This is a genomic window from Mesorhizobium sp. KACC 23794, assembly GCF_052180275.1.
In the GTDB taxonomy this organism is placed as follows: domain Bacteria; phylum Pseudomonadota; class Alphaproteobacteria; order Rhizobiales; family Rhizobiaceae; genus Kumtagia.
Genome location: NZ_CP197465.1, coordinates 5993924 through 6006026, shown reverse-complemented (window position 1 = coordinate 6006026; position 12103 = coordinate 5993924). Strand labels below are relative to the sequence as shown.

Annotated in this window: 8 protein-coding genes; 5 read left to right on the top strand and 3 right to left on the bottom strand. The window is 64.6% G+C overall.

The window, feature by feature from the left end; translation table 11 throughout:
* Positions 1-5 precede the first annotated feature (5 nt).
* Entirely contained in the window at positions 6-395 is a 390-nt protein-coding gene (locus tag ACSBOB_RS29140) for a type II toxin-antitoxin system VapC family toxin (RefSeq protein ID WP_442579511.1), read from the bottom strand.
* Positions 382-657 carry an AbrB/MazE/SpoVT family DNA-binding domain-containing protein gene (locus ACSBOB_RS29135; protein ID WP_442583871.1) on the bottom strand — a complete coding sequence of 92 codons (276 nt, stop codon included), beginning with the start codon at positions 655-657 and terminating at the stop codon, positions 382-384. The genes ACSBOB_RS29140 and ACSBOB_RS29135 overlap by 14 nt, the downstream gene beginning before the upstream one ends.
* A gap of 163 nt (positions 658-820) precedes the next feature.
* On the opposite strand from ACSBOB_RS29135, the gene derI reads away from it, so the two are divergent.
* The 4 genes from derI (at position 821) to ACSBOB_RS29115 (ending at position 5322) form a co-directional block, all read left to right on the top strand.
* Positions 821-1270, top strand: coding sequence for a D-erythrulose-4-phosphate isomerase (gene derI / locus ACSBOB_RS29130; RefSeq protein ID WP_442579510.1), 450 nt, complete (start codon positions 821-823; stop codon positions 1268-1270).
* A gap of 362 nt (positions 1271-1632) precedes the next feature.
* Positions 1633-4281, top strand: a complete 2649-nt coding sequence (locus ACSBOB_RS29125) for a caspase family protein (protein WP_442579509.1) — start codon at positions 1633-1635, stop codon at positions 4279-4281.
* A gap of 33 nt (positions 4282-4314) precedes the next feature.
* The gene (locus ACSBOB_RS29120; protein ID WP_442579508.1) at positions 4315-4719 is read left to right on the top strand and encodes a hypothetical protein; all 405 of its coding nucleotides are present in this window, start codon (positions 4315-4317) and stop codon (positions 4717-4719) included.
* Between the two features lie 93 nt (positions 4720-4812).
* Positions 4813-5322, top strand: coding sequence for a PAAR domain-containing protein (locus tag ACSBOB_RS29115; RefSeq protein ID WP_442579507.1), 510 nt, complete (start codon positions 4813-4815; stop codon positions 5320-5322).
* Between the two features lie 256 nt (positions 5323-5578).
* On the opposite strand, the gene ACSBOB_RS29110 is transcribed toward ACSBOB_RS29115, so the two are convergent.
* Positions 5579-7042: a caspase family protein gene (locus ACSBOB_RS29110; RefSeq protein ID WP_442579506.1), complete on the bottom strand. Its 1464-nt coding sequence runs from the start codon at positions 7040-7042 to the stop codon at positions 5579-5581.
* Between the two features lie 413 nt (positions 7043-7455).
* Here ACSBOB_RS29110 and ACSBOB_RS29105 point away from each other — a divergent pair, with 413 nt between their 5' ends.
* Positions 7456-12102, top strand: a complete 4647-nt coding sequence (locus tag ACSBOB_RS29105) for a hypothetical protein (RefSeq protein ID WP_442579505.1) — start codon at positions 7456-7458, stop codon at positions 12100-12102.
* Position 12103 lies beyond the last annotated feature (1 nt).

Here is a 12103-nt window from a genome sequence, read left to right as displayed (position 1 = left end):
CGGGATCAGGCTTCCCGCACGCCATCGTAGCCGGCCGCTTTCGCGGCCCTGACGAATTTGCGGTCGAAGGTGGCGAAGCCTGTGCAATGCGCGGATTTGCCGAGATGCAAGGCATCCGCGAAATCCATTCCTTTCTCCGCCAGATCGAAAGCTGCGGCCACAATCGCTTCGTCTTCGAGTGTCACCGTGGGGAGGCCGGCGAAAGATCTCAGCGCTCGGACAATGTCTGGCCCGCGTAGTTTGTAGGTGCTGCGCAGCACCCAGTCTGTCTCCAGCATAACGGTTGCGGTGGCGAAAACCGGTTGCCCGTCGATCAGCACGCGGGCGCGCGGAGATTGTTCCGGGTCGTCGCCGGTCAGGTAGCGGACGATCAGATTGGTATCAACCGCGAGCATGCCGACGCCGGGCCTCGGCAAGAACGCCGGCGTCCATCTCTTCCAGCGTCTTCGGCTTGCCCTTGTAAGGAAGCGAGGCAAATACGTCTTCGGGCCTCGTTCTCTCGAAGATCGGCATAGGTTTAAGGAGTACGCCTTCGGGCGTTTCCTCCACCAGAAGTCGCGTTCCGGCATCCCATTCCCGCCGCTGGCGGATCGCCTTGGGCAGGATTATCTGCCCCTTCGTGGAGAGGGTGGTGGTGAGCTTTTCCACAGGGGCCATCTTCCACCCTTTCTTGAAGTAAGACGATTGTAAGTTATTGCATAGTGGTTCGCCATTCAATGGCGCAGTGCCGTCCATTATCCTATTGAACCTTGGCTGGCGCCGGAATATCTCGACTACGAATGCAAACGTCCTGGATGGCATCGGATTTGAGGAGAACCCCATGAAAGTCGTCATCGGAGCCGACAGCGCCGGGAAGCCGCTGCTCGACGTGATCGCTGCCCATCTGAGGACCAAGCCGGGGATCGAACTGACCGATCTCAGCCAGTCGGGGTTTTACGCCGATCTCGCCGGCAAGGTAGGCCAGGAGATCATCGACGGAAAGTTCGACCGCGGCATCCTGTTCTGTGGCACCGGCATCGGCGTCAGCATCTCGGCCAACAAGGTGCCGGGCATCCGCGCGGCACTGACCCACGACACCTATTCGGCCGAACGCGCCGCCAAATCCAACAACGCCCAGATCATCACCATGGGCGCACGCGTCATCGGGCCGGAACTGGCAAAGGCCATCGCCGACACCTGGCTCGCCTCGGAATTCGACCCCAAGGGGCCGTCCGCCGGCAATGTCGAGGCGATCGACCGGCTGGACGCGAAAAAGGCGGTTCCGGCCTGAGTTGTACCCGGTCCACCAAGGAACCCGAAAAACGTCGGCACAAGGCCGACGCCGAAAGGGGTACGGCAGGGGACAGTTTGCTTAATTCCGCTTGCGTCAACCTTGAAATGCCGCGTCCTTCCGCGGAATTAAGCAAACTGTCCCCGGCATTCGCACCGTCTCGGCCGCGGACTCCCCGCACCGATTTTCGGATTCTCGGGTGGACCTGATATGACGCGGCGCTCGACAGATCAAATCTTCGTGTCGCCATAACGTGCTTCGCCTTTCGTAACCGAGCCGCCTTCATCGCGACACCATCCTGAATCATCCTTGTGCGACCTTGCACTGGCGTTTCCAGGGGCTTGGCGGACTGAGGTGATCGGATGAAGTTCGTCTCCCTTCCGTGCGGGCCGGTCGTGGCGCTGCTTCGTCTGGTTCCGGTGCTTTTTGCGTCGGTTCTGGTCCTGACGTTTTCCGCCGGCCTTGCCTTGGCCGCCGATCATGCTGTTTCGGGCCGGCGCGCCGCGCTGGTCATCGGCAACTCGGCTTATGAAAACCTGCCGAAGCTGCCCAATGCGGTGAACGACGCCGAGCGCATCAGCGGCGTGCTGCGCGACGCCAATTTCGAGGTCACCGTCGGCGAGAATCTCGACAAGGCCGGGCTGGAGAGGACCGTCCGCGAGTTCCTACAGACGCTGAACGACGGCGACGTGGCGCTGTTCTATTACACCGGCCATGCGGTCCAGGTCGCCGACCAGAATTTCATCATTCCGGTCAATGCCAGCCTGTCGTCCTCCTATGATCTGGAGGTCGAGACCTACAACGTCAACAATCTGCTGGAATATATGCGCGCCTCGTCGGGCATGCAGATCCTGGTGCTCGACGCCTGCCGCGACAACCCCTTCCGCAACCAGTATTATTATCTTGGCGACAAGAAGGTCGACGTTGCGGGCACCAGGGGCCTCGCCTCGCTGACGCCCAAGCAGGGTTCGCTGATCGTCTATTCGACCGCGCCGGGGCAGGTCGCCTATGATGGCGGCGGCAACATCAGTCCGTTTGCCGGGGCCTTCGCCGACAAGGTGCTCAGCCCCAACAAGGAAGTCCGAGAAGTCCTGACCATGGTGCGCTCGGCGGTCATCGACAGCACCGGCGGCCGGCAGGTTCCGTGGGACGTCTCCAGCCTGACCTCGCAGTTCTATTTCGTCTCCGAGCAGGAAATCCTTGTGCTCGGCGAAAGCGTGACCGAAGTCCGCGCCCCGGCGTCGGCAACGCGCGTGAACCTGAACATCCAGTCGCCGATCGCCAGCGGCGGCATGAAGCTGACGGCGCGTTTCGACAAGGCGCCGAAATCCGGCATCCTGCTGCTCGACGATCAGGTCGTAGGCCCCGGCGCGCCGATCGACGCCAACCGCATCGGCGATATCGTCTATGCCGCCGACGCCGGCGACAAGCCGGTGGAACTCATCCCCTACACGATCAATTCCGACACCGGCCAGACCGCCAAGGGCGCGGTGGCGATCGTCTTCGATCCGAGCATCCCCGAGAAGCCGGACGCCCCGGTCGTCGTCGCCTCCAACGATGAAAGCGCTGGAGTCACCAAGGCGGTGGTCCCGGTCAAGCTGACGCTGAATTCCGATGTCGGGACAGGCTTCACGCCGGTGCCGACGCTCGAGCTTGGCGCCGGCCGACCCACCGGCTGGCTGCGGGTCGATACGCGCGACGCATCCGCCCAAGTCGCCGTGGGACCGGAACTGCTGGTGCTTGGCGACCTGGTGAAGGCCGAGGACCTGCCGAAAGTCAGGATACGCCCGGCGATCCACAAGACGGATGGCGAAGCGCAGGTGGTGCTGACGCCGGTCGCGGCGGCGCCCGAGGCGAAGCCGGTGGTCATCGCCATCGATGCGGAAGTCAACGCCTGTGACCAGATGGCGGCGGAACCGCTCGACATCCAGGCGGTCACCGAAGGCGTGTTGCCGAACGCGATCAAGATCGACGAGGCGCTTGCCGCCTGCGGCAAGGCTGTTGCCGATTTCCCCGACATTCCGCGCTTCAAGTACGAATATGGCCGCGTGCTCTACGCCAAGGGCGATTTCGATGCGGCGCTGAAGATGGTGCGCGCCGCCCTCGATGGCGGCCATGTGCGTGCCGGCCAGTTCCTTGGCCGGCTGTACCAGCTTGGCGCGGCGGTCGAACTCGACCCGAAGAAGGCGATCCCGCTGTTCGAGGCGGCGGCGCGCAAGGGCGATCCCTACGGTCAGTATTCGCTCGGCAAGGCGCTGATCGAGGGCAACGGCGTCAAACCCGACGTCAAGCGCGGTATCGGGCTGATGAACAAGGCGGTCGATTCCGGCCATACCTACGCGCTGAACCAGCTCGGCGCCGAATATTTTTACGGCAACAAGGTGCCGAAGGACATGGAGCGCGCCTACGTTATGTTCCAGAAGTCGGCGGAGCGCGGCGACGTGTGGGGCGAGGTCAATCTCGGCATCATGTACCGGGACGGTGCTTTCGTGAAACAGGACGAGGCGAAAGCCTACCAACTGTTCGAGGAAGCGAATCGAAAGCTTCACCCCTATGCCGCAAGGCTAATGGCCCTGATGGACCGCAAGGCCGGCAAGACCGACCAAGCGGCGCTGCTGAAGCTATTCCGCGAAAGTGCTGTGCGCGGCGATGGCTGGGGCGCTTTCTATGCGGCCGAGATCGTCAGCGCCGAGCCTTCGCTGGCCGCCGATCCGGAGGAGTCGGTGCGGCTCTATGGCATGGCGGTTGCCCGCAAGGCCGGGAAGGCTTCGCAGAACGCCCGCGAACGGCTTGCCGCGATGCCGAAGGCGCAGTTGGTGACAGACGTGCAGAAGGCGCTGATCCGGCTGGGCGCTACGGGCGTCGAGGCTGACGGCAAGCTCGGGCCGCGGGTCCGCGCAGCCGCCACCGAGATACTCGGCCGCAAGGCGCCGTCCGATCCGGTCGATCTCTACGTCGAGATCGTCCGGCATGAATGGATTGAGTCGACCCCACGGCTGGACATGCTGTGACCAGCGTACGGCATTGATTGGAGACGAGTTCCGATGCGCAGATATCTCACCTTGCTCCTTCTCGGCGTGGCGGCCGGCGCGCTGGCCAGTTGCGCCAGCGTCGAGAGCACCATGCTGGTTCCGTTGAAATATGCCAACGGCAAGATGGGGCCGAATACGACTGCCGCCAGGAAACCCGCTTTGTCGTCGCAGGAGACGGTGGGGCCGACGGCCGGACCAAGGCTCAAGCGGGTGGTTCGCCGGGCGCCGACGGCCCAACCCGTCCAGGACGCGCCCAAGCGTGAGCGTAGCGGCCCGAGCGGCGGAGGTGGTGGCTCTGGCGGTGGCTCTGGCTCTGGTGGAGGCGGAGGTGGTGGAGGCGCCGGCGGTGGTGGAGGCGGCGGAGGCGGAGGTGGCGGCGGCGGGGGTGACGGTGACGGCCCAGGCGGCTGGGGCTGATGCCGACGGCCATGGGATTCTTATCCCAGCTTACCCTTTGATTTGAGACGCGATTGCCCAAGCCTATCCGCGCCGTCAAGGAGCGCATGAAAAATGCCGATGGGACCTGCCGCGCGAATCCTCGATCCCGTGCTTCACGTCATCCCGGGCATGCTCATGCCCGGGCCTGGCGCGTTAACTGTGCTGATCGGCATGAAGCCGGCCTGGCGCGGCATACCGATGGCCACGGCCGCCGGGCTGCAGGCCGCGAAGGCCGCGTCCGACGTGCGGGTGGTCGCCTACCAGGCGGCGACCATCGCTGCCGCCGGCACGCCCGGACTGCCGGCGGCCAAGGTTGCCGAGGAAGTCGGCAAGGCGGCGGAGGCGGCCGCCATGAGCGCGGCGATCACCGGGGCGGCCGGCGGCGCCGACATCCATGCCTGCGTCCACATGGCGCCGGTTCCCTTGCCGCCCCCGCATGGTCCCGGCGTGGTCATCACCGGATCGCCGACCGTGCTCATCAACGGCCTTCCCGCCTGCCGCGCCGGCGACACCATTCTCGAAGCCTTCGGTCCGCCCGACATGATCGTGATGGGCGAGCCAACGGTCATCATCGGACCGTAAGGCAGCTTGCCTGTCGCGGTCCGAAGGCTGGATTGGCAAAACTCACGACTGCTGACTTGACGAGGCGACGGCGTCGTTTTCGTCGTCAATCCGTGTGCTTGAAACGGTGCTTGCAGGAAGCGTGGAACGCTCGGGAAGGCCCGTATGTCGGCGCGTAAGGAGCCACGGTGAAGCCCATTGGCGGCTTTCGCGCATCGCGGGCGGGCAAGCGGCTGGAATCAAAACGTTTTGCCGCGTTCGCGCTTTTGCGCTTCACTCAGAAGACGCCGCCGATGCCGATGCCCGCGCCGATGTCCGGCGGCGGGGCGGCGGGCTTGCTGCGGGCGGTTCCGCCGGAAGCTTTCTGCTTGCGGTCGTTGCCGCGGCCGGTCGCCTTGGCCTTTGATTTTCCAGCCGATTCCCGATCGATCGTCGCGGTCTTCACCGGTTTCGCGGCCACCGGCTGACGGCAGATTCTGCCCGCGCGCAGGAACAAATCGCCCAGGAGATCGACATTCGGCTCCAGGATGTCCTGGTTCTGGTTGGTGCGCTGCAGATATTCGCCCAGCGCCTTGCGCGATCCCGGCCCCCAGACGCCGTCGATCGCCTGCCGGTAGCAGCCGACGCGCGAAAGCTCGGTCTGGATTCGGTGGTTCAGGTCGAAGGCCGGCGCCTTGTCCTCGCCGTCCTGCGACTTGCCGAGTACCAGCAGCGACTGGATGTCGGAAGCCACCGTCTTGCGCGTTCCGTCGAGCTCAAGGCTGGCGACCTGCTGGCCGGCCGTTCCGACTTCAACCGAGCGCGTGCTGGGCAGTTCCTTGCCGAGTAGCAGAACGGTGCTTTGCAGGTCGGTGTCGGCGGACGCCAGTTGCACCAGCAGTTTCTCCTTCATGCTCGGCACTTCGAGGATGCGGTTCAGCGTGGCGCTCAATTCCTTGGAATCGATCACCTGCTGCTCGGTGAAATAGAACTGCTCGCGCAGGTTGGACTGGTCCCACGGAACCTGCCTGCCGAGCGTCAGCCGTTCCGTCTCGTTGCGCACCTGGATCATCATGTCCGATACGGAAAGGCCAGGAATCTCAAGGCTTTGCAGAAGGGCGGCGGTGAACGGGCTGTTCGATCCCGAGCCGTCCACCGTCACGTTGCCGGGCTGCGTGGCGAAGGCGACGAAGGTGTTTTCGCCGACCTCGACCTGCGCCAGACCGTTTCCGGCGCCCGGATCGCGAGACCCCAGCGGGTTGTTGCGGCAGGCATCGAGGAAGATGAAGGTCTGGCGGTCGCGGCTGGCGAACCGGGCGATCACATCGTTCAGCTTCACGGCTCGCTCGGTCAGCTTGCCGACGCTCTCCGGATCGAGCGTGTCCACCGGGAGGAGAAAATTCTCGCCGTTGAACTGCACGCCGTGCCCGGCATAGAAGATGAGCACGGCGCTGTAGTTGCCAAGCTTCGGCTCGTAGCGCTTGAACAGTTCGTCGAGTTGGCCGGCCGTCATGTCGATGCCGGTCGCCACCTCGAAATTCAGCCGCTTCAGCGCATCGGACAGCCGTGTCGCATCGTTGGAGGCGTTGGCGAGGTCCTCGTAGCGGGGGCTGACATAGTTGGAATTGCCGATGACGATAGCCAGGCGGCCGCGCTGGTCCTGGGGATTCCCGGGCTCGGTCGCAGCCATCGCCGTGACCGGACCAAGCAGGGCGATTGCCAATAAAATCAGCGTTTTGACGAGGCGCAACACAGGCGTCATGTCTCGACCGTTCTTTGGCGCCACCCACCGGGCAGCATGGGTTGAACTCAAACGGCGTGCACTATGCACGGTATTTCTGGCGGCGCGAACAGGGCCATTTTATGGTGCGCCGGGATAATATCAATCACATCGCGCGAAATCCTCCGAAGGTGCGACCTCTGTCGTTCGCAAGCTTCGCGCAGTTTTCCGGAAATAGAGCATTAACCAACGCCATGGATTGATGCACTTATTGTTGCAATCGAATCACATGCGACGATCGTTCGCTCGGCGCCGTCAGGATTGCGTTGCGTAAGGCGGTCGGGTGGACTACCGGTTGATCACAATCTTCGTGCTGGAGAATGAGGGCTCCCGTCCGACTTTTTTGACCAGGTTCGCGACGTGACGTGCATTCGCGGCGGGCCGAAGGGGGATTGATGAGGGATAGGCTTAGAGCGGCGCGCCTGGCTGGTGCCTCGACGATTGCAATCCTCGCGGCTGGCATGCTGTCGGCGACAGAGGCACGAGCCTGCGATGCCACGCCGACCATCATCGGCGACCCGTCCATCGGTTACACCGTGACTTCGGTCTCGGTGAATTGTGCTCCGGCCGATCAGGCGGACTTTTTTCTCACCAGCTTCGACGCGACTTTCTTCGACGGATTTACCGACAACGATCTCGCTTATGACGGCGAGGCTGCCGATATCGTGACCATCGGCGGCGGCACGATCAGCGATGCCAACCCTTTGCCCCCTGTCCTGACCGTCACGGACTCGGATGGGCAGGTTTTCACGCTCGACGCCAGCGACACTGTTTTTTCGACGCTCGGCGGCAACGACCAGATCGATATCTCGGCCGGCGACGTTCTCGGCGGCATCGAGATGGGCGCCGGCGACGACCGCTTCACGATGACCGGCGGCAATGTTTCGGGCTCCGTGCTCGGCGACGATGCGGCTTCCGTCGGCAATGATGTATTCGTGATCTCCGGAGGCACGATCGGCGGTTCGGTCTTTGCCGGTGGCGGCAACGATGACGTGACGATTTCCGGAACCGCGCAAATCGGCGTGACGGCCGGCGATTCGGTCGCGCTGGAGGACGGCGACGACCGGTTCACCATGCGCGGCGGTACGCTGGCCGGGGCCGTCAGCGCCGGGGATGGCGATGATTTCCTCGACATATCGGCTGGCCAGGTCGGCGGATTCGTGGCCGGCGGCGCCGGCAACGACACGATCGGCATTTCGGCCACCGCGGACATCGTTGCGCATGTCACGGCCGAGGACGGCGACGATGTCGTCAACATCAGCGGCGGCGCGATCGGCACGTTTGTCGACCTCGGAGCAGGCAACGATACCGTCGCCATGATCGGCGGTTCGGTCGGGCAATTCGTTTACGGCAATGACGGCAACGACACGATGACGTTCTCCGGCGGAACCGTCGGAGGCGACGTTGGCGGAGGCCTTGGCGACGACGCGATCGTCATCAACGGGGGCGCCATAACGGGCTCGGTGCTGACCGATGACGCGGGCGTCGCGCAAGGCGATGACCGCGTGGACATTTCGAGCGGTTCGGTCGGCGGTAATATCGTGACCGGCGGCGGCAACGACGTCGTGGCCGTATCCGGCACGGGCCAAGTCGGCCTTGCGGCCGGCGGGACCGATTCCGTGGCGCTTGGAGATGGCGACGATCAGTACACCATGACAGGCGGAGCACTGGCCGGCGGGGTCAGCGGCGGGACAGGCGCGGATGATATCGCGATTTCCGCCGGCGATGTCGGAACCTTCGTCGACGGCGGCGACGGTGACGACACGATCGACCTGTCCGGCACGGCAAATGTCGTCGGCGACGTGATCGGCGGTGCAGGCGTCGACGCGGTGACCATCGCCGCAGGCGCGGTCGGCGGTTCGGTCGATCTCGGCGCCGATGCTGATGTGGTGGCGGTGAATGCCGGAACGATCGGCGGCGACGTCAATGCCGGCGACGACGACGACACGATCGGCCTCTCCGGCGGCAGTGTCCAGGGTTCGGCCACGGGCGGCGCCGGCGATGATGAAATCACGGTTTCCGGCACTGCAATCGTTAACCAGTCGGTGGATGGCGGTGACGGTGACGACACGATCGACGTGTCCGGCACGGCCGACATCGTCGGCGATGTGATCGGCGGTGCGGGCGCGGATGCGGTGACGATCGCCGGCGGCGCGGTCGGCGGTTCGGTCGACTTGGGCGCCGGCGCGGATGTGGTAGCGGTGAATGCCGGCACGATCGGCGGCGACATCGACGGTGGCGACGACGACGACACGATCGGCCTCGCCGGCGGGACGGTGCAAGGCTCGGCGACGGGCGGCGCGGGCGATGATGAAATCACGGTTTCAGGCACTGCGATCGTCAACCAGTCGGTGGATGGCGGGGACGGCGACGACACGATCGACGTATCCGGCACGGCAAATGTCGCCGGCGACGTGATCGGCGGTGCCGGCGTGGATGCCGTGGCGATTGCCGGCGGCGCGATCGGTGGATCGGTTGATTTAGGTGCAGGCGCTGACGTCGTGGCGGTGAATGCTGGAACGATCGGCGGCGACGTCGACGGCGGCGACGACGACGACACGATCGGCCTCTCCGGCGGCACCGTGCAGGGCTCGGCCACGGGCGGCGCCGGCAATGACGAAATCACGGTTTCAGGCACCGTGGTCGTAAACCAATCGGTGGCTGGCGGAGACGGTGACGACACGATCGTCGTCAGCGCCGGCACGGTCGCCGGTTCCGTGTTCGGCAACGACGGCATCGATCAGGTGACCATCGCCGGTGGCGCGATCGGCGGGTCCGTCGATCTGGGCGCAGGCGTCGACACAGTTGCGATAAACGCCGGCACCATTACGGGTGACGTCAACGGCGGCGACGACGACGATGCGATCGGTCTTGCCGGCGGCACCGTTGACGGCTCGGTCAACGGCGGCATCGGCAACGACGTGATCTCGGTTGCCGGCACCGCGGTTGTCGACCAGTCGGTGGCGGGCGGCGCCGGCAATGACCAGATCGGGGTGAGCGGAGGAGCAATCGCGGGCTCGGTGCTGGGCAATGGCGGCCTGGACACCGTTACCATCAGCGGCGGCACGATCGGCGGCGCGGTCGATCTCGGTGCTGATGCCGACGTCCTGGCGATGACCGCCGGAGCAGTCGCCGGCAATGTCGATGGCGGCGATGGCGCCGACGTGATGTCGTTTTCGGGCGGGCAGGTCGACGGACCGGTGACCGGCGGCGCAGGCGACGACCAGGTCTTGGTCAGCGACGGCACGATCGGCGGTTCGATCTTCGGCAACGCGGGCGAGGACAGGGTGACTGTCAGCGGCGGCACGATCACCGGTGGCATCGACGCGGAGTCCGTCACATTGCTCGGTGGAAGCGTCGGCGGCGACGTCACCGGCCTTTCGGACACCACACTTGTCATCAACGCGGCGGACCTCACCTTGCGCAACGGCGTGCTGTTCCAGGGCACCGATGCGGTAGGCACCATCACCGGCACGAATCTGGCGGGGGCGGCCGGAACGCAAAGTCAGAATTTTTCCGGCTTCCAAAGCCTCGCGCTCGACGGCGCATCGACCCTCGGTTTCGTGACGGGGACCCAGCAGATCGACGCTCTCTCGGTGCTGGCCGGCTCGACGGTGTTCGTTTCCGGCCAGGTCAACCTTCAGTCGCAGGCCGGCGGCTCCGGCAACGTGACCCTCACCAATGCGACCATAAACATGGTCAACAACGATCCGACCGATGTCTTCAATGTCGGCGACATCGCGCTCGACGGTGCGACGATCGCCATTGACGTCAATGCCGAGCAAAGCGTCTCGGACCTGATCAACGCGGCCGGCGCCTTCACGGCAGCGGGCGCCAACACTGTGTTCGTCAATCTCGTGGGCACGCCGCAACTTGCGGTGAGCAGTGTCATCGCCATCGCGCCGGTCAACGGCGAGGTCGCCCCCACCGGCGGAGACGCCTCGCCGTTCTTCAACGTTGCGGGCATCCCGTCCACGCCGGGCGCGCTGTTCACCTACAATGTGATTACCGGTGGCGATGGCGGCCTTTACCTGCTGGTTGCGCCGATCGACCCGTCCGCTCCGCTGCTGGTGCGCGCGGCGATCGATTCCCAGCCGATCGAGACGGTGACCGCGGCCGTCTACGACATATTGAACGACAGCGTGCTTTCGAACTTCGGCCTGCTGGTCAGCGCCAACCGGCCGGACGGCGCGCCGGGCTTCGGCATCTACGCCTCCGGCCAGGCGGCGCGTGTCAATCACGACGGCTTCAGCATTTCGGGCGGCGGGTTCTCCGGGGCGGCCGGCCCGTCCTTCACCGCCGACGATTTCTCGCTGGCAGCCAGCCTGGAACTCAACGCGGCGGAATACTTTGGGCTCGACAAGTCCATTGGCCTGGATATCGGCCTTTTCGGCGGCTATGCGTCTTCGTCGGTCGATCTCGACTCCACCAACCTGTTCCCCGACGTTGGTGACGGCGACAACAAGAGCATTATGGTGGGCGGCTATGGCCTCTACCGCACCGGCACCAGCTACGGGCTAGTCTCGGCGACCGGCTTCTTCGGCAATACCGACCTGAACAACGGCGTGCTGAACTCGACCGGCAGCTACGATACGGCCGGCTTTGCGGTGACCGGAAGCGTCGGCCATGTCTACCAGATCAACGAAAACCTCCGCTTCGACCTGCGCGGCGGCCTGCTCGGCGTGACCTTCCAGGGCGACTCCTTCGAGGACAGCCAAGGCGTCAACTTCGGCAAGTCCCGCATCTCGTTCGGCGCGCTGAAGTTCGAGCCCGGCATCTTCGGCCTCTATCCGCTCGAGAACGGCAAGGTGTTCAGCCCTTATCTCAGGCTCGATATCCAGCAGCGCTTCTCCTACAACAATGAGAGCTCCGTCCAGGGGACGGAATTCGACTTCGACGATGCGGATTTCTCCGGGGCGATCGCCGGCGGCTTCAACTACCAGATGTCCAAGGTGACGACGGTGAGCGCCGAGGCCCGTGCAAAATTCTCGGAAGATAGCAGCACCTATGCCGGCAAGATCGGCCTGAAAGCGAGATTCTAGG

What these genes read in the sequence shown, in the direction of transcription:
- ACSBOB_RS29120 (WP_442579508.1), top strand. Translation starts at nt 4,315, where the DNA reads ATGCGCAGATATCTCACCTTGCTCCTTCTCGGCGTGGCGGCCGGCGCG.
- ACSBOB_RS29105 (WP_442579505.1), top strand. Translation starts at nt 7,456, where the DNA reads ATGAGGGATAGGCTTAGAGCGGCGCGCCTGGCTGGTGCCTCGACGATT.
- ACSBOB_RS29110 (WP_442579506.1), bottom strand. Translation starts at nt 7,042, where the DNA reads ATGACGCCTGTGTTGCGCCTCGTCAAAACGCTGATTTTATTGGCAATC.
- ACSBOB_RS29125 (WP_442579509.1), top strand. Translation starts at nt 1,633, where the DNA reads ATGAAGTTCGTCTCCCTTCCGTGCGGGCCGGTCGTGGCGCTGCTTCGT.
- ACSBOB_RS29115 (WP_442579507.1), top strand. Translation starts at nt 4,813, where the DNA reads ATGCCGATGGGACCTGCCGCGCGAATCCTCGATCCCGTGCTTCACGTC.
- ACSBOB_RS29135 (WP_442583871.1), bottom strand. Translation starts at nt 657, where the DNA reads ATGGCCCCTGTGGAAAAGCTCACCACCACCCTCTCCACGAAGGGGCAG.
- ACSBOB_RS29140 (WP_442579511.1), bottom strand. Translation starts at nt 395, where the DNA reads ATGCTCGCGGTTGATACCAATCTGATCGTCCGCTACCTGACCGGCGAC.
- derI (WP_442579510.1), top strand. Translation starts at nt 821, where the DNA reads ATGAAAGTCGTCATCGGAGCCGACAGCGCCGGGAAGCCGCTGCTCGAC.